18 protein-coding genes are annotated in these 17,297 nt (G+C 60.1%); 11 read left to right on the forward strand and 7 right to left on the reverse strand.

Translation table 11 applies throughout. The features are described 5' to 3' along the window. Nucleotides 1-474 precede the first annotated feature (474 nt). The gene (locus tag HX812_RS13110) at nucleotides 475-1,968 is read right to left on the reverse strand and encodes a CoA-acylating methylmalonate-semialdehyde dehydrogenase (RefSeq protein ID WP_038845839.1); all 1,494 of its coding nucleotides are present in this window, start codon (nucleotides 1,966-1,968) and stop codon (nucleotides 475-477) included. A gap of 39 nt (nucleotides 1,969-2,007) precedes the next feature. Further along, nucleotides 2,008-3,357 carry an aspartate aminotransferase family protein gene (locus HX812_RS13115; RefSeq protein WP_027607942.1) on the reverse strand — a complete coding sequence of 450 codons (1,350 nt, stop codon included), beginning with the start codon at nucleotides 3,355-3,357 and terminating at the stop codon, nucleotides 2,008-2,010. 125 nt (nucleotides 3,358-3,482) lie between these two features. On the opposite strand from HX812_RS13115, the gene HX812_RS13120 reads away from it, so the two are divergent. From HX812_RS13120 to HX812_RS13145, 6 genes are all read left to right on the forward strand, one after another. Beyond that, nucleotides 3,483-4,403 (forward strand): LysR family transcriptional regulator, encoded by a 921-nt coding sequence (locus tag HX812_RS13120; protein WP_038845836.1) that lies wholly within the window; start codon nucleotides 3,483-3,485, stop codon nucleotides 4,401-4,403. An 80-nt stretch (nucleotides 4,404-4,483) separates the two neighbouring features. Next, nucleotides 4,484-5,878, forward strand: coding sequence for a uracil-xanthine permease family protein (locus HX812_RS13125; protein WP_038845835.1), 1,395 nt, complete (start codon nucleotides 4,484-4,486; stop codon nucleotides 5,876-5,878). Nucleotides 5,879-5,965: 87 nt separating this feature from the next. After that, the gene (locus HX812_RS13130; protein WP_038845833.1) at nucleotides 5,966-6,625 is read left to right on the forward strand and encodes a TetR/AcrR family transcriptional regulator; all 660 of its coding nucleotides are present in this window, start codon (nucleotides 5,966-5,968) and stop codon (nucleotides 6,623-6,625) included. A gap of 12 nt (nucleotides 6,626-6,637) precedes the next feature. Beyond that, on the forward strand, nucleotides 6,638-7,219 hold the full coding sequence (locus HX812_RS13135) for a YigZ family protein (protein WP_038845832.1): 582 nt from the start codon (nucleotides 6,638-6,640) through the stop codon (nucleotides 7,217-7,219). Nucleotides 7,220-7,254: 35 nt separating this feature from the next. Continuing rightward, complete coding sequence (locus HX812_RS13140) at nucleotides 7,255-7,941, forward strand: SDR family oxidoreductase (protein WP_038845831.1); 687 nt, start codon at nucleotides 7,255-7,257, stop codon at nucleotides 7,939-7,941. Nucleotides 7,942-8,086: 145 nt separating this feature from the next. Then, the gene (locus HX812_RS13145) at nucleotides 8,087-9,442 is read left to right on the forward strand and encodes an 8-oxoguanine deaminase (protein WP_038845829.1); all 1,356 of its coding nucleotides are present in this window, start codon (nucleotides 8,087-8,089) and stop codon (nucleotides 9,440-9,442) included. On the opposite strand, the gene HX812_RS13150 is transcribed toward HX812_RS13145, so the two are convergent. Beyond that, nucleotides 9,443-10,534, reverse strand: coding sequence for a calcium:proton antiporter (locus tag HX812_RS13150; protein WP_038845825.1), 1,092 nt, complete (start codon nucleotides 10,532-10,534; stop codon nucleotides 9,443-9,445). A gap of 194 nt (nucleotides 10,535-10,728) precedes the next feature. Between HX812_RS13150 and HX812_RS13155 the strand changes: the two genes are divergently transcribed. Continuing rightward, entirely contained in the window at nucleotides 10,729-11,682 is a 954-nt protein-coding gene (locus HX812_RS13155) for an adenosine deaminase (RefSeq protein ID WP_012722045.1), read from the forward strand. A gap of 23 nt (nucleotides 11,683-11,705) precedes the next feature. Here the strand turns inward: HX812_RS13155 and HX812_RS13160 are convergent, their stop codons facing one another. Both HX812_RS13160 and HX812_RS13165 read right to left on the reverse strand, forming a co-directional pair. Next, nucleotides 11,706-12,395 (reverse strand): helix-turn-helix transcriptional regulator, encoded by a 690-nt coding sequence (locus tag HX812_RS13160; protein WP_038845824.1) that lies wholly within the window; start codon nucleotides 12,393-12,395, stop codon nucleotides 11,706-11,708. A 137-nt stretch (nucleotides 12,396-12,532) separates the two neighbouring features. Continuing rightward, nucleotides 12,533-13,459 (reverse strand): LysR family transcriptional regulator, encoded by a 927-nt coding sequence (locus tag HX812_RS13165; RefSeq protein WP_016977042.1) that lies wholly within the window; start codon nucleotides 13,457-13,459, stop codon nucleotides 12,533-12,535. A 118-nt stretch (nucleotides 13,460-13,577) separates the two neighbouring features. On the opposite strand from HX812_RS13165, the gene HX812_RS13170 reads away from it, so the two are divergent. The 3 genes from HX812_RS13170 (at nucleotide 13,578) to HX812_RS13180 (ending at nucleotide 15,235) form a co-directional block, all read left to right on the forward strand. Beyond that, on the forward strand, nucleotides 13,578-13,871 hold the full coding sequence (locus HX812_RS13170) for a putative quinol monooxygenase (protein WP_016977041.1): 294 nt from the start codon (nucleotides 13,578-13,580) through the stop codon (nucleotides 13,869-13,871). Nucleotides 13,872-13,893: 22 nt separating this feature from the next. Next, the gene (locus HX812_RS13175) at nucleotides 13,894-14,907 is read left to right on the forward strand and encodes a zinc-binding alcohol dehydrogenase family protein (RefSeq protein ID WP_038845822.1); all 1,014 of its coding nucleotides are present in this window, start codon (nucleotides 13,894-13,896) and stop codon (nucleotides 14,905-14,907) included. Nucleotides 14,908-15,052: 145 nt separating this feature from the next. Next, nucleotides 15,053-15,235 (forward strand): hypothetical protein, encoded by a 183-nt coding sequence (locus HX812_RS13180; RefSeq protein ID WP_038845820.1) that lies wholly within the window; start codon nucleotides 15,053-15,055, stop codon nucleotides 15,233-15,235. A gap of 8 nt (nucleotides 15,236-15,243) precedes the next feature. On the opposite strand, the gene HX812_RS13185 is transcribed toward HX812_RS13180, so the two are convergent. Further along, entirely contained in the window at nucleotides 15,244-16,437 is a 1,194-nt protein-coding gene (locus HX812_RS13185) for a Bcr/CflA family multidrug efflux MFS transporter (protein ID WP_038845817.1), read from the reverse strand. Between the two features lie 85 nt (nucleotides 16,438-16,522). Then, nucleotides 16,523-16,720: a heavy-metal-associated domain-containing protein gene (locus HX812_RS13190; protein ID WP_016977037.1), complete on the reverse strand. Its 198-nt coding sequence runs from the start codon at nucleotides 16,718-16,720 to the stop codon at nucleotides 16,523-16,525. A 147-nt stretch (nucleotides 16,721-16,867) separates the two neighbouring features. On the opposite strand from HX812_RS13190, the gene HX812_RS13195 reads away from it, so the two are divergent. Next, nucleotides 16,868-17,248, forward strand: a complete 381-nt coding sequence (locus tag HX812_RS13195) for a hypothetical protein (RefSeq protein WP_038845813.1) — start codon at nucleotides 16,868-16,870, stop codon at nucleotides 17,246-17,248. Nucleotides 17,249-17,297 lie beyond the last annotated feature (49 nt).

Below are 17,297 nucleotides of genomic sequence, written 5' to 3' on the forward strand. Positions count from 1 at the left end.
ATCTTGTTGACTATCAGTCTTACTCCACAAGCACCCACACGAATTGCTTGATTCAGTTGTTAAAGAGCGGTTGGTTAAGATCTTTCGTCTCAACCGAGGCGCGCATTCTACAGCAGCCTCATTTGCTGTCAAGTGATTATTTTCAGAAGCTTTCGAAGATTTCTTCAACAACTTCAACCACTTGCGCTTCAGATCTCTCGTCAGCGGGAGGCGAATTCTACAGCGTTACACGCTGCTGTCAACACCTCTTTTTCAACTTCCTCTTGGCTTCGATGAACTGAAGCAACCTGCTGCCGAAACCTGCATAACTCATTGTTTACCAAGGAGTTTTCCGTTTCGACTGCGCCGGAAGTGGGGCGAATTATAGACATCTGGAATCTGCCGTCAATGCCTTTCTTCATATTTCTGTCATATAAGTCAGAAAAGCCCCAAAAACGCGAAAGCCGGCCCCAAGGGGCCGGCTTTCAGCCCACATTACAAGCTGGGGAAAGCAAACTGCGACGCTTCATGGCTGGCCCGTTGCGGCCAACGCTGGGTAATCGCCTTGCGACGGGTATAGAAACGCACCCCATCCGGCCCATACGCATGCAGGTCACCAAACAGCGAACGCTTCCAGCCACCAAAGCTGTGATACGCCACCGGCACCGGCAGAGGAACGTTCACCCCGACCATGCCCACTTCAATCTCGTCACAGAACAGACGTGCCGCTTCACCATCACGGGTAAAGATGCAGGTGCCGTTGCCATATTCGTGATCATTGATCAGTTGCATTGCCGCTTCCAGGCTATTCACCCGGACCACGCACAGTACTGGCCCGAAGATCTCTTCCTTATAGATGCGCATCTGCGGCGTTACACGGTCAAACAGGCTGCCACCAAGGAAGAAACCCTCTTCATGCCCGGCAACACTCAAGCCACGACCATCAACCACCAGCTCGGCACCCGCTGCCACGCCGTCCTCTATATAACCACTGACTTTGTCACGCGCTTGGCCTGTAACCAGTGGCCCCATATCCAGGCCGCAGGACGTACCCGCACCAATTTTCAGCGCCTTGACCTGTGGCACCAGCTTGGCAATCAAGGCATCCGCCACCTGATCGCCCACGCACACGGCGACCGAGATCGCCATGCAGCGCTCGCCGCAAGAACCGTACGCCGCGCCCATCAGTGCACTCACGGCGTTATCCAGGTCCGCATCCGGCATCAGCACCGCGTGGTTCTTGGCACCCCCCAGCGCCTGCACGCGTTTGCCACGCTTGGTGGCTTCCGAATAGATGTACTCGGCAATCGGTGTCGAGCCTACGAAGCTCAGCGCCTTCACTTCCGGCGCTTCAATCAGTGCATCCACCGCGCCCTTGTCGCCGTGCACCACACTGAGCACACCTTTAGGCAGACCGGCCTCCTGTAACAACTGTGCGATCAACAGCGTGGAACTCGGATCACGCTCCGATGGCTTCAGGATGAAACAGTTACCGCAGACGATTGCCAGCGGATACATCCACAACGGCACCATCGCCGGGAAGTTGAACGGCGTAATACCAGCGACTACACCCAGCGGCTGGAAATCCGACCACGCATCAATGTTCGGTCCTACGTTACGGCTGTACTCGCCCTTCAGAATCTCTGGCGCCGAGCACGCGTACTCGACGTTTTCGATCCCGCGTTTCAATTCACCCGCAGCATCTTCCAGGGTCTTGCCATGCTCTTCGCTGATCAACTGCGAGATACGCGCTTCGTTCTGCTCCAGCAATTGCTTGAAACGAAACATCACCTGGGCACGCTTGGCCGCAGGTGTATTACGCCAGGCCGGGAACGCCGCCTTGGCCGAGTCGATTGCCTGTTGAATGGTTTCACGGCTGGCCAACGGCACCTGGTGGATCACCTGGCCAGTGGACGGGTTGTATACGTCGGCACTGCGACCGCTGTCGTTGACCAATTCACCGTTGATCAAATGCTGGATAAGGCTCATGCGGGGCTCCTGAAAAATTGTTCTATATAGAAGGAGAAATCAGTCGATCTTGTTCAGCACTTCGCCGACCGCATCGAACAGGCGATCCAGGTCCTGCGGCTTGCTGTTGAAGGTTGGCCCGAACTGCAGGGTGTCACCGCCAAAGCGCACGTAGAAACCGGCTTTCCACAAGGCCATGCCGGCCTCGAATGGACGCACGATCGCATCACCGTCACGCGGGGCAATCTGGATCGCACCGGCCAGGCCGTAGTTGCGGATGTCGATCACGTTCTTGCTGCCCTTCAAACCGTGCAGCGCATTCTCAAAGTGCGGGGCGACTTCGGCGACGCTCTGCACCAGGTTTTCCTTCTGCAACAGGTCCAATGCCGCCAAGCCAGCCGCGCAGGCGACCGGGTGCGCCGAGTAGGTGTAGCCGTGGGGGAATTCCACCGCATACTCCGGCGTCGCCTGGTTCATGAAGGTCTGATAGATCTCGCTGCTGGCAATCACCGCGCCCATTGGGATCGCACCGTTGGTGACTTGTTTGGCGATACACATCAGGTCCGGAGTCACGCCGAAACTGTCGGCACCGAACATCGAGCCGGTACGGCCGAAGCCGGTGATCACCTCGTCAAACACCAACAGGATGTTGTGCTGATCGCAAATCTCACGCAGACGCTTGAGGTAACCCTGTGGCGGCACCAGCACGCCCGCAGAACCGGCCATCGGCTCGACAAAGACAGCCGCGATGTTCGATGCATCGTGTAGCTCGATCAGCTTGAGCAGCTCATCCGCCAGCGCGATACCGCCCTGTTCCGGCATGCCACGGGAGAAGGCATTGCTCGCCAGTAGGGTGTGCGGCAGATGGTCAACGTCCATCATCGCCTGGCCAAACATCTTACGGTTGCCGTTGACGCCACCCAGGCTGGTGCCGGCAATGTTCACACCGTGGTAACCGCGAGCGCGGCCGATCATTTTGGTTTTGGTCGCCTGGCCTTTCAGGCGCCAGTAGGCACGCACCATTTTCACCGCCGTATCGGCGCACTCGGAGCCGGAGTCGGTGAAAAACACATGGTTCAGGTTGCCAGGGGTCAGGTCGGTGATCTTTTCCGCCAGTTGGAAGGACAACGGATGACCGTATTGGAAGCCCGGCGAGTAGTCCAGAGTGCCCAGTTGCTTGGCCACCGCTTCCTGGATTTCCTTACGGGTATGCCCGGCGCCACAGGTCCACAGGCCCGACAATGAGTCGTACACCTTGCGTCCCTTGTCATCGGTCAACCAGCTACCTTCGGCCGCCACGATCAGGCGCGGGTCGCGCTGGAAGTTACGGTTGGCGGTGTACGGCATCCAGTGCGCGTCCAGCTTCAATTGGCTGGCCAGGGACGATGGGGCGTTTTCGGGCATGTTCATCAGCAAAACCTCGCAGGGCAAAAGGCAGCGTCGGGATTGAAAAGCGTTGTTGCAGCTAAATTGCCACGGCGATAAAGTCGGTGAAATTCAACTCTTCTAACCTTCAGTCAGGCCTTCACTAAACTATGAGCAGCCGTCGACCCGATCCCCTGGCCCAAGTCAGCGACTTCGATATCCGCCTGCTGCGCATCTTTCGCAGCGTGGTCGAATGCGGCGGCTTCTCGGCGGCGGAAACCGTACTGGGCATCGGGCGCTCGGCGATCAGCCAGCAAATGAGCGATCTCGAACAACGCCTCGGATTAAGACTGTGCCAACGCGGCCGCGCCGGCTTCTCGCTGACCGAAGAGGGCCGCGAGGTCTACCAATCCGCACTGCAACTATTGAGCGCCCTGGAAAGTTTCCGCACCGAGGTCAACGGTTTGCACCAGCACTTGCGCGGCGAGTTGATCATCGGCCTCACCGACAACCTCGTCACCCTGCCCCACATGCGCATCACCCATGCGCTCGCGCAATTGAAGGAACGTGGTCCGGACGTGCAAATCCAGATCCGCATGATCGCCCCTAACGAAGTCGAGCAAGGTGTACTCGACGGCCGCCTGCATGTCGGCGTAGTGCCCCAGGCCAGCGCGCTGTCGGGGTTGGAATACCAGCCGCTGTACAGTGAGCGTTCACTGCTCTACTGCGCGGTGGGTCACCCGCTGTTTTACGCCGACAACAAGCAGCTGGACGACGCACGCATCGATGCCCAAGACGCGATCGCCCCGACCTTCCGCCTGCCCGCCGAAATCCAGGCCCATTACCAGGCGCTCAACTGCACCGCGAGCGCTTCGGACCGCGAAGGCATGGCCTTCCTGATTCTCACCGGCCGCTACATCGGCTACCTACCCGACCACTACGCGAGCCTGTGGGTACAACAAGGCCGACTGCGTGCGCTGAAACCGGCTACACGTTTTTACGATTTAAGCCTCGCATCGGTCACGCGCAAGGGCCGTCGCCCCCATTTGGTGCTGGAAAGCTTCCTGGAAAGTCTCGCGGCAACCCGCTAAATCGGCCTTGCAGCTAAAAGCTGAGCAGTTGGACAGCTTTTTGCAACAACCCAAGGACATAGACCTTGAGTTTGCCCGCCATGCCACCAGAAGCATCCAACAGCAGCGACCTGATCTACGGCCTCAACGACCGCCCCAAACCCGGCCCGGCTTTTCTCGCCGCACTGCAACATGTACTTGCTGCATTTGTCGGCATCATCACCCCGCCGCTGATCATCGGTTCCACCTTGGGCCTCACGGCCCATTTGCCCTACCTGATCAGCATGGCGCTGATGGTCTCCGGCGTAGGCACCTTCATCCAGGCACGTAGGCCATTTGGCATCGGCGCCGGGATGATCTGCCTGCAAGGCACCAGCTTTGCGTTTCTTGGCGCAGTGTTATCGGCGGGCTTCCTGGTGAAACAACGCGGCGGCAGCCCGGAAGACATCATGGCGATGATCTTTGGCGTGTGCTTTTTCGGCGCTGCGGTGCAGATCGTGCTGAGTCGCTTTATCGGTCAGTTGCGTCGAGTCATCACGCCCTTGGTGACCGGGATTGTCATCACACTGATCGGCATCAGCTTGATCAAGGTCGGTATCACTGACCTCGGCGGCGGCTTCAACGCCCCCGACTTCGGCGCCCCTACCAACCTGGCGCTGGGCGTTTTCGTCGTGTTGACGATCATTCTGCTCAACCGTTCCAATACGCCGTGGGTACGCCTCTCGGCCATCATCATCGGCTTGGCCCTCGGCAGCCTGGCCGCCTGGTTCAGCGGCAAGCTCGTGCCGCAAGCCCTGCCCGACCTGCCTCTGGTCAGCCTGCCGATTCCGTTTCGCTTTGGTTTCAACTTCGACTGGAGCGCTTTCCTGCCAATTGCGCTGATTTATCTGATCAGCAGCATCGAAACCGTCGGCGACCTCACCGCCAACTGCATGATCGCCCGCCAGCCCATCAGCGGCCCTTCTTATATAAGCCGGCTCAAGGGCGGCGTACTCGGCGATGGCGTGAGCTGCATGATCGCCGCCACGTTCAGCGCCTTCCCCAATACCACCTTCGCGCAGAATAACGGGGTGATCCAACTGACCGGCGTGGCCAGCCGTTACGTCGGCTTATATATAGGCGTGGTGCTGTTTTGCCTCGGCTTGTTTCCATTGATTGGCGCGGTACTGCAACAAATCCCCAAACCGGTATTGGGCGGCGCCACCCTGGTGATGTTCGGCAGCGTGGCCGCTGCCGGCGTGCGCATCCTCGCCCAGGCGCCACTGGACCGACGCAGCATGCTGATTATCGCCACCTCGTTTGGCGTCGGCCTGGGCATCGCCGCGCAACCGAACCTGCTGCACCTGATGCCGACGCTGGTACAGAACCTGTTCGACTCCGCCATCACCAGCGGCGGGCTGACCGCGATTGTGTTGTGCCTGTTGTTGCCCGAAGCCAAAGCCGCCACGACTGCCGCAAACCACGCACCGGAAAGCGACACGCTGGAATCGCTTTGACGGTTTTATTGCATCAGGACTTGTCTGAGGCTTGAGGGTGGGTTATCTGTGCACACGTCGTCTCTATCGATCAGCACGGAAACCTCCATGAGCCTCGAAGTTCCTGCCCACAGCAACCACGCCGGTAAGCCCGCCAGCCGTATTCGGCAAAAGAACGAACAAGCGATTCTCCAGGCTGCTGAAGATGAGTTCGCGCGTCATGGCTACAAAGGCACCAGCATGAACACGATTGCTGCCAGTGCCGGGCTGCCCAAGGCCAACTTGCATTACTACTTCACCAACAAGCTGGGCCTGTACATTGCGGTGCTCAGCAACATCCTTGAACTATGGGACAGCACCTTCAACGGACTGAACGCCGAAGACGACCCGGCCGTGGCCCTCACCCGCTACATCCGCACCAAGATGGAGTTTTCGCGTCGCCAGCCCCAGGCCTCGCGAATCTTCGCCATGGAGATCATCAGTGGCGGCGAATGCCTGACCGAATATTTCAGCCAGGACTATCGCGCCTGGTTCAGCGGCCGGGCGGCAGTGTTCCAGGCCTGGATCGACGCCGGCAAGATGGACCCGATCGACCCCGTGCACCTGATCTTCCTGCTCTGGGGCAGCACCCAGCACTACGCCGACTTTGCCACCCAGATCTGCCGCGTCACCGGTCGCACCAAGCTGACCAAGCAGGATATGGAAGACGCCGGCACCAACCTGATCCACATCATTCTCAAGGGTTGCGGCATCAAGCCGACCCTGTAAACGAAGCGACTTATGCCTTTCACGCTCACCGGCCTTTGCGAGTTTCGCGAAGAAATACGTAAAAGCCGCTTTATCACCCTCGCGGCGCCCATCACCAGCGCGCAAGACGCCCAGGCGTTTTTCGAGCAGCACAGCGACTTGAACGCCACGCACAACTGCTGGGCCTGGAAGCTCGCTGACCAGTACCGCAGCAATGACGACGGCGAACCCGGCGGCACTGCTGGTCGACCGATACTGGCCGCTATTGAAGCGCAGGGTTTTGATCAGGTCGCAGTGCTGGTGATCCGCTGGTACGGCGGCATTCAGTTGGGCACCGGCGGTCTGGCCCGCGCCTACGGCGGCGGTGCGAATAAATGCCTGCAAACGGCTGAACGCATTGAGTTGATCAGCCGCGTACCGTTGAACTGCGCCTGCGCTTTCGCCGAGCTGAATCTGGTTAAACTGCGCGTTGCAGAACTGGGCGGGCTGGTGGTCGAAGAAACCTTCACCGCCAACGGCGTCGAGTTGCAGCTTGCCTTGGGCGAAGCGCATATCGACACCCTGCAAATTCAACTCGCTGACCTCAGCCGTGGGCGTATCCTGCTCCAACGCTGAAATCCCTGAACCGCGACGCTTAAAGGAAGCTTTTCATGTCTACGCCAAAAACCGCATTGATCATCGGCGCCTCGCGTGGGCTGGGCCTTGGCCTGGTCAAGCAACTGTTGCAGGACGGTTGGGACGTGACCGCCACCGTGCGTGATCCGAGCAAGGCCGATGCCCTGAAAGCCGTGGGCCCGGTACAGATCGAGAAACTCGACATGGACGACCAGCAAGCCGTGATCGCCCTGAGCCAACGCCTGAAGGAACGCACCTTCGACCTGCTGTTCGTCAACGCCGGCGTCAAAGGCCCCGCCAATCAGGAGCCGGGGCACGCCACCTTGGCAGAAGTCGGCCAGTTGTTCTTCACCAACGCCGTTGCGCCGATCAACCTGGCCCAGCGTTTTGTCGCGCAGATCCGCAAAGACACTGGCGTGCTGGCCTTCATGAGTTCGGTACTGGGCAGCGTGACCATCCCGGACGGCTCCGACCTGGCGCTGTACAAAGCCAGCAAGGCGGCACTCAACTCCATGACCAACAGTTTTATCACCCAGTTGGGCGATCACAAGCTGACCGTGCTGTCGCTGCACCCAGGCTGGGTGAAGACCGACATGGGCGGCGAAAACGCGCACATTGACGTCGATACCAGCGTGCGCGGTCTGGTGGATCAGGTGAACGCCTACACCGGCAAAGGCGGCCATCACTTCATCGATTACAAAGGCGACACCATCGCCTGGTAAAACCCTGGGGATCGTTATCGACCGATTGCCGTCGGTAGCGATCCGCGCGTAGACTGCCCCCTCGCCTTCACCGGCGACCCTGGATCAGCAGACAGGGCAACACTGAGCTGGCAAACCTGAACCCATCATTCAGAGGAGCCGGCCAATGCCTGCGACCCGTATCTGGTTAAAAAACCCCCTCGCGATTTTCACCGCCAATGGCCTCGACGCCCGTGGCGGCCTGGTGCTGCAAGACGGTGTGATCACCGAAGTGCTGGCCCAAGGCCAAGAACCTGCGCAGCCCTGCGCCCAAGTGTTCGATGCGCGTGAGCATGTGGTCCTGCCGGGGCTGATCAATACCCACCATCATTTCTATCAAACCCTGACTCGCGCCTGGGCACCGGTGGTCAATCAGCCGTTGTTTCCCTGGTTGAAAACCTTGTATCCGGTGTGGGCGCGGCTCACCCCGGAAAAACTCGCCCTCGCCAGCAAAGTCGCATTGGCCGAATTGCTGCTTTCGGGCTGCACCACGGCGGCCGACCACCACTACCTGTTCCCCGACGGCCTGGAAAACGCCATCGACGTGCAGGTTGAAAGCGTGCGCGAACTGGGCATGCGCGCCATGCTCACCCGTGGTTCCATGAGCCTTGGCGAAGCCGACGGCGGCCTGCCACCGCAACAGACCGTGCAACAGGGCCAAGTCATCCTTGAAGACAGCCAACGCCTGATCCACGAATACCATGAGCGTGGTGACGGCGCGCAAATCCAGATCGCCCTGGCGCCCTGCTCACCGTTTTCCGTGACCCCGGAAATCATGGAAGCCAGCGCCGAGCTGGCCAACCGCCTGGATGTGCGCTTGCACACACACCTGGCGGAAACCCTCGACGAAGAAGACTTCTGCCTGCAGCGCTTCGGCTTGCGCACCGTGGACTACCTGGACAGCGTCGGCTGGCTCGGCCCGCGCACCTGGCTGGCCCATGGTATTCACTTCAACCCGGATGAAATTGCACGCCTGGGCGCCGCCGGCACCGGTATCTGCCATTGTCCAAGCTCGAACATGCGCCTGGCGTCCGGTATCTGTCCGACCCTGGACCTGCTCGCCGCCGGCGCACCTATCGGCCTAGGTGTGGACGGTTCCGCTTCCAATGATGCGTCGAACATGATCCTTGAAGCGCGCCAGGCTTTGTATATCCAGCGACTGCGTTACGGCGCGGAAAAGATCACCCCGCAAGGCGTGCTGGGCTGGGCGACCAAAGGCTCGGCGCAGTTGTTGGGCCGTACGGATATCGGTGAGTTGGCAGTAGGAAAACAGGCCGACCTGGCGCTGTTCAAGCTCGACGAGCTGCGCTTCTCCGGTAGCCACGACCCGATCTCGGCGCTGCTGCTGTGCGGCGCCGACCGTGCGGACCGGGTGATGATTGCAGGAAAATGGCGCGTGATCGACGGCCAAGTCGAAGGCCTGGACCTGAAAGGCTTGATCGCCGATCACAGCCAGGCCGCGCGGCAGTTGATCGCCGGCTGACTACAACCCCAACAGCGACAGCATGATAAAGGTCGCAAAGAGCACAAAATGGGTCATCCCTTCGATGGCGTTGGTTTCGCCATCGTTGAGGTTGATCGCGCTGACAATCAGCGTGATAAACACCATCACGGTCTGTACCGGGGTCATTGCCATCTGGAACGGCTGGCCGGTGTAGAGCGCCATCGCTTCCATCACCGGCACTGTCAGGATCACCGTCGACAGCGAAGCGCCCAACGCGATATTCACCACCGACTGCATGCGGTTGGCCAACGCGGCGCGCAATGCCGTCAAAATCTCCGGTGCAGCCGAAATCGCCGCGACCACAATCGCCGTGATCACCGGCGGCGCTCCCGTACCTTCCAGGCCAAGATCCAGGGTCTTGGACATCACCTCGGCCAGTGCGCCGATCACAATCACCCCAAACACCAGGGTGCCGATGGAAAATGCCAGGTTGACCGGCGGCGCCTCCTGTTCTTCCGGCAACTTCTTACGGCGTTTTTCCGGGTAGCTGTAGCTGAAGAAATAACTGTGCGGCCCCACCTGCATGCGCAGGAACAGGGTGTACAACACCACCATCGCGCCAATGGTAAAGGCCGAGTAGATTTTCCAGTCGGCTTCGGGGATGAATTCCGGCACCACCATCGACACGCCCATGGCGGTGAGGATCATCACGCTATAGGTGCGGGCCGAATCATCGTTGTAGGACTGTTCACCATGTTTGATGCCGCCCATCAGCGCGGCCAGGCCGAGGATGCCGTTGATATCGAGCATGACCGCGGAATAAATGGTGTCCCGCACCAAGGTGGGCGACGGTTCGTTGCTCATCATGATCGCCAGGATCACCACCTCCACCAGCACAGCCGCCAGGGTGAGGATCATGGTGCCGTAGGGGTCGCCGACTTTTTCCGCGAGTTGCTCGGCATGGTGCGCCACGCGCATCGACGCCACCACGATAAAGCCGATCAGCACCACGCCGGCCAGCAACGCCGTGATCTGCCCGTTGTGCAGCATCCAGTGCTCCAATGGGTAGGCGGCGATGGCGGCAATCAGCGCCAGTAGCATGAATTTTTCTTGCTTGAGGGATGTGAGCATTCCGGGCCTTTTAGTGCGGCAAATCAGTCATTGATGGGGTACAGACTGCGTCACGCCGCTAACGTTTCGTTACACCTTAGTTCACGTGGCCCTTGCGCGAATGCAACGAAAACAATCCTGCTGGTCAGGTTTTGCCGATTATTTCGGCCATGGCCTGTAGAATGCCGCCATTGCACCTGATGAGAATTTAGAAAATGTACGATTGGCTCAACGCCCTGCCCAAGGCTGAACTGCACCTGCACCTGGAAGGCTCGCTGGAGCCTGAGCTGCTGTTCGCCCTGGCCGAGCGCAACAAGATTGCGCTGCCGTGGAACGACGTCGAAACCCTGCGCAAGGCTTATGCCTTCAACAACCTGCAAGAGTTTCTCGACCTGTATTACAAGGGCGCCGACGTGCTGCGCACTTCCCAGGATTTCTACGACCTGACCTGGGCCTACCTGCTGCGCTGCAAAGAGCAGAACGTGATCCACACCGAACCCTTCTTCGACCCGCAGACCCACACCGACCGTGGTATCCCGTTCGAAGTGGTGCTCAACGGCATCGCCGCCGCGCTGAAAGATGGCGAGCAGCAACTGGGTATCACCAGCGGCTTGATCCTCAGCTTCCTGCGCCACCTGAGCGAAGCCGAGGCCGAGAAAACCCTGGACCAGGCCTTGCCGTTCCGTGACGCATTCGTGGCCGTGGGCCTGGACAGCTCGGAAATGGGGCACCCGCCAAGCAAGTTCCAGCGCGTGTTCGACCGTGCCCGCCACGAAGGCTTCCTTACCGTGGCCCACGCCGGCGAAGAAGGCCCGCCCGAGTACATCTGGGAAGCGATCGACCTGCTGAAAATCCAGCGTATCGACCACGGCGTGCGCGCCATCGAAGACGAGCGCCTGATGCAGCGCATCATCGACGAGCAGATCCCGCTGACCGTGTGCCCACTGTCCAACACCAAGCTGTGCGTGTTCGACGACATGGCCCAGCACAACATTCTCGACATGCTGGAGCGTGGCGTGAAGGTGACGGTGAACTCCGATGACCCGGCCTACTTCGGCGGTTATGTCACCGAGAACTTCCACGCGCTGTACACCTCGCTGGGCATGACCCAGGACCAGGCTAAACGCCTGGCACAGAACAGCCTGGATGCGCGCCTCGTAAAGCCATGACTGAGTAAAAGCGGTTGGCTATGTCACACAGACATGGCCAATCGGGTGATTTCCCTGTGCCCTACGGCGTTGACCCGTAATGCGTGGGACTCATTGATCACACTGATCCAGTTCGACTGCAGAAACAGCTGCAACAACCCCGCGCCCAGCGCACCGCCCAGATGGGGTTGGTGCTGGCTCCAGTCGAAACAATTGCACACCAGCGGCGACGCCAGGGCTTGGGTAAAAATCCCCAGGCCTGCCAGGCGCTGCGCGCCCTTGACCGTGATATCGGTGCGGTGCTCATGACGTTCGATCCAATCCGCTTCCAGCAGGTGCTGATACAACTGCGCGCCCAATTCCCCGCCGAGGTGACCATGGCACAGGCGGGCATGGCGTAACAATGCGGGAGCCACCAGGGCCGGTGGCAGAGCATCCGGCGCGCGGCGTGCGGCGCAGGCCATGGTGGTCCTCGCCAAGGCATCGATGGCGGCGCTGACATCAGGTGCCGCGACACGGAACAAGCGTTTGCCACGCCGGGCTTCCACCCGCAATACACCACTGGCCGTCATTCGCGCCAGGTGCGCGTTGGCGGAGGTCGGTGACAACCCGGCAAGCATCGCCAACTCGGCTGGCGACTTGGCCGAGCCATCCATCAAGGCCCACAGCATGGCAGTACGTTTGGGCTCGGCGAGCAAGCTGGCGATCTGACTGATGCAAGGTGCAGCTTCCATCTTTTCACTCCCTGTCGATTTATTTTTCTGCTGAGGTTGGCACCAAAGTATAGGGGCGCAAACCGCCGGTTCCATGGCGTCTGACAGCGTAGATAGGGACAGGATATGAGTGAAATTTCCGGCTTTGATGGAGTCCTTTACGTGGTGCCGGATCGCTCTGGCAATTGGGCGGTCAGTGTCGCACAACGGGACACGAGCATTTCCCGCAACAAGTTAATGGGTTTGCTCAGTTGCGCCCGATGGGCGCACAACAGATTGAGCGGCGTACGCTCGCCCCGCAGCTCCGGCAGGATCAGGCGCAAACGTCCTGCCAGCACATCGGTACTCACATCCAGCCAGGACTTATAGGCAATGCCCACGCCCGCCACCGCCCAGCGCCGGACCACATCGGCATCGTCACTGAAGCGGTCACCGGTGACGGTCAGGCTGATTTCACGTTTACCGTCGTGAAAGCTCCAGTGGTCGTGGACCCGGCTGCCGAGCATGTACAACAGGCAATTGTGCTGGGCCAGTTGCTCCAGGTGCCGAGGCTCGCCATACCGTGCGAGATAGCTGGGAGACGCACACAGCACACGCACATTGTCCGGGGCGATGGGCAGCGCAATCAGGCTGGAGTCTTCAGGCTCACCGTAGCGCAGGGCGATATCCACCGGCTGACGGAAAAGATCGGCAATCCGATCGCCCAGCAACAGCCGCACGGTGAGTTGCGGGTAGTCACGCTGGAACTCATCCAACCACGGCAACAGCTGATTGCGCCCGAAATCCGACGGGGCCGACAACTGCAGCACACCACTGACATGGTCCTGGCCGCTGGCCAATAAGCGTCGCCCTTCATCCAGCGAGCTTAAGGCCGCCCGAGCATATTCCAGGAAGCCCTCGCCTTCGGCGGTCAGGCGCAGGCTGCGAGTGGAACGCGCCAGCAAGCGTGTGCCCAGTTGCTGTTCGATGCGCTTGAGCGCCGCACTCGCCACCGCAGGCGACAGGTCCATTACCCTGGCTGCTGCGGACAAGCTGCCCAGGTCTGCCGCACGCACAAACAACTGCAAATCATCAAAACGCAGCATGCTCTTCCGCTCATTATCAAAATTTTGTTGAAACAGACTGCAGTTTTAGCGGGTTTTATCTGCGCGGGAAATAGCCAATCATCTGTGCATCCCGTTCATCACGTGTCTGGAGTTGAATATGTCCACCGCCTTTAACGTCATTGCCACGCTGATCGCCAAACCCGGCCAACAAGCCACCCTGGAAACCCTGCTGCGCGGCCTGTTGGAGCCCACGCGCCTGGAAGCCGGTTGCGAGCAGTACGACCTGCACCAGGATCTGCAACACCCCGAAACCTTCTACATGCTCGAACGCTGGAGCGACGACGCGGCGCTGGCCGACCACGACCAGAGCGCGCATATCCAGAGCTTTCGCGCCAAAGCCGCCGATGTGCTCGAACACTTCGAACTCAAGCGCCTGAAGTTCCTCGCCTGATCCCCCCTTTTCTGGAGCCATCATGAAAGCCATTGCCTACTACGCCTCACTGCCGATCAACGATCCAAATGCCCTGCAAGACATCGAACTGCCCGCGCCTGTCGCCGGCCCGCGTGACTTGCTGGTGGAAGTCAAAGCCATCTCGGTCAACCCGGTAGACACCAAGGTGCGCCAGAACGTCGCCCCGGAAAATGGCGCCGCCAAGGTACTGGGCTGGGACGTGGCCGGTGTGGTCAAGGCCGTCGGCAGCGACGTGACGCTGTTCAAGGCCGGTGACAAGGTGTTCTACGCCGGCTCCCTGGTGCGTCCTGGCGGCAACAGCGAATTGCACACCGTGGACGAGCGCATCGTCGGGCATATGCCGAAAAGCCTGGGGTTTGCCGACGCCGCCGCGTTACCGCTGACCGCCATCACCGCCTGGGAATTGCTGTTCGAGCGCCTGCAAGTGCAGGAAGGTACGCAAGACGAAGGCCAGAGCCTGCTGATCGTCGGTGCCGCCGGTGGCGTGGGGTCGATCCTGACTCAACTGGCCAGCCAGCTCACCGCCCTGAAAGTGATCGGCACCGCTTCACGTCCGCAAACCCAGGAGTGGGCCAAGACACTCGGCGCCGACCTGGTGATCGACCACAGCCAACCGCTGAGCAAAGCGCTGAAAGCTGCCGGCCACCCGCAAGTGACCCACGTTGCCAGCCTGACCCAGACCGATCATCACCTGGACCAACTGGTGGAAGCCCTGCAACCCCAGGGCAAGCTGGCACTGATCGACGACCCCAAGGCGCTGGACGTCAGCAAACTCAAGCGCAAGAGCCTGTCGCTGCATTGGGAGTTCATGTACACGCGCTCGATGTTCGAGACCCCGGACATGATCGAACAGCACAACCTGCTCAATCGCGTGGCCGAACTGATCGACGCCGGCACCCTGAAAACCACGGTGGGTGAGCACTTCGGTGTGATCAATGCGGCAAACCTGCGCCGTGCCCACGCGCTGCTGGAAAGTGGCAAGGCCAAGGGCAAGATCGTGCTGGAAGGCTTCTAAAAAATAGCTGTCAGGGCCGTCCATTATTCATGTGGGTAATGGACGACACCGCTAGTCAGAGAGTTGACCTTTGTCATCTTTGTGAGCGTATTCGGGTTTATATTGGCCGCCTTTGCCACGATTCTTTTACGTGAGGAAGTCAGCAATGAAAATCCTGATAAAAGCGTTAGCAAAATCCGCAGGCAATAAATGGCAGGTCCGTCTCGACCAGGACGCCTTCACCTTCCGCACCGAGGCCGAGGCCCGTGCCTTTGCCGACACTCTGCAAGCCCGTATCCAGGCCCCTCACCGTTTCCCCAACAGCCAGCAACGCTCCGTCGCCGGCTGATCCGCTGTTCAGACCTGCGCCTGCAAGGCCCGTTTGCGTTGCAGGCGCTGGGTCGACATCGCAATCGTCACCGCCAACACACCGCACAAGCTGATGACCATCGCCATCGGCATCGCCGTGCCGTCGTGCAAAACCCCGACCAACGACGCCGCCCCTGCCGCCACGCCAAACTGAATGCAACCGAGCAACGCCGAAGCGCTACCGGCCCGTGCACCCTGCCCGCTCATGGCACAAGCCGAGGTATTCGGCAAAATACAGCCCAGGCTGGCAATGCAGATAAACAGCGGCACCAGCAATGGCCACAGCGCATCGGTGCGCAGCGCCGCGATACCCAGCAAGCTCAACGCGGCCAGCAGATAGACCCACACACTGCGCGACAACAGGAACGCCGGGCCACGCTTGGACAGCAACCGCGCGTTGACCTGCGCTACCAGGATAAAGCCCGCAGCGTTGGAGCCGAACAGCCAGCCGTAATGCTCGGCAGGCACGCCATAGAGCTGAATAAATACGAAAGGTGAACCGGCAATGTAGGCAAACATCCCGGCAATCGAGATACCACCGGTGAGGGCATAGCCGAGGTAAACCCGGTCCGACAGCAGCGCCGCATAACGACGCAGCGATCCGGACAACGGCTGGCGCGGCTGATGGGCCGGGAAGGTTTCCGGCAGCCCGACCGCGACGGCGATGGCCGCCATCACGCTGAAGATCGACAGGGCGAGGAAGATCGACTGCCAGCCCCATATGCCCACCATCAAACCACCGGCCAGCGGTGCGAGGATCGGCGCCAGGCCGGTGACCAGCATCAACTGGGAAAACACCTTGGCCGAGCCGACCGCGTCGCATTTGTCGCTGACCACTGCGCGGGAAATCACCATGCCGGCGCAGCCACCGAGGGCTTGCACAAAACGCGCAGCGATCAGCCACTCCAGGGTCGGTGCAAAGGCGCAGGCGAACGATGCCAGGGTAAACAGCGTAACGCCACTGAGCAGCGGGCCGCGTCGACCAAAGCGGTCGGCCAGTGGGCCATAGATCAGTTGGCCGATGGCCAGGCCAGCGAAATACACCGCCAGGGTCAGCTGGATGTGTTTTTCATCCGTCGCGAAAGCCTTGGCCATGGCCGGGAAGCCGGGCAGGTAAAAGTCGATCGCCAACGGCGCGAAGGCGCTCAAGGCACCCAGAATCAGGATTATGCGAAGGTTCATCGGGCACCCAAGTGAGACGGCAGCCCGATAGTCTAGCCGCGCTTGGGTGCATTGAACACGATAGCTCGCTAACTATTTACCCGTATCAGGCAAGCTTGGCGCTGTAGCCCTCTTCGGTGATCGCCTCGATCACTTGCTCGGCAGACAAACGGCTTTCGACGCCCACTTCCTTGGCCGCCAGGTCGACCTTCACGCTGGCCGCCGGGTCCTGGCTCTGCACGGCCTGGGTCACCGCTCGAACGCAATGGCCGCAGGTCATTCCTTCAACGCTGAATACTTGCATGACATGACTCCTTTGATGAGGTTGGACCCAGTCTCGACCTTGCCACGATGGCAAGGTCAAGTTCCGGAAATTTCTGCCGGGCTGGTATTTGGCCGCTCCAAAGGCCAAGCTTCACCCATCTTTGATTCACACCACGGAGCATTCGCCATGCGCTGGTCGTTTTTTGCCCTTGCGGGCCTGATGAGCTTGTCGGCCGCCGTGCCTCAGGCCTTCGCCGCAGAAGACTATGCGGTGCTGATCATTTCCCGGGAACGCCTGGAAGTGCCGACCAACTGCGAGATCGGCCTGTACCTGAATGACCAACTCGCCGGCCGGCTGTTCCAGGAACAGGCTACGTCGTTCAACTTGCCGGCGGGTAATCTGTCGTTGCGCCTGAAATTGCTGCCGGGCCAATCCCCCGGCTGCCTGCCGGGCATGCTGGCGCCACCGGCGCAGAACATCACGCTCAAGGCCGGTGATGTGCGCAAATTGCGCATTGCCCAGGGACCGGATGGGATGTACCTCAAAGCCGCCAAATTGGAATATTAAAGGCGCTTGACCTTCCCCACAGGTCAAGGTTGATCCTAGGGGCAACTTC

Source organism: Pseudomonas sp. IPO3749 (assembly GCF_013386605.1).
In the GTDB taxonomy this organism is placed as follows: domain Bacteria; phylum Pseudomonadota; class Gammaproteobacteria; order Pseudomonadales; family Pseudomonadaceae; genus Aquipseudomonas; species Aquipseudomonas azotoformans_A.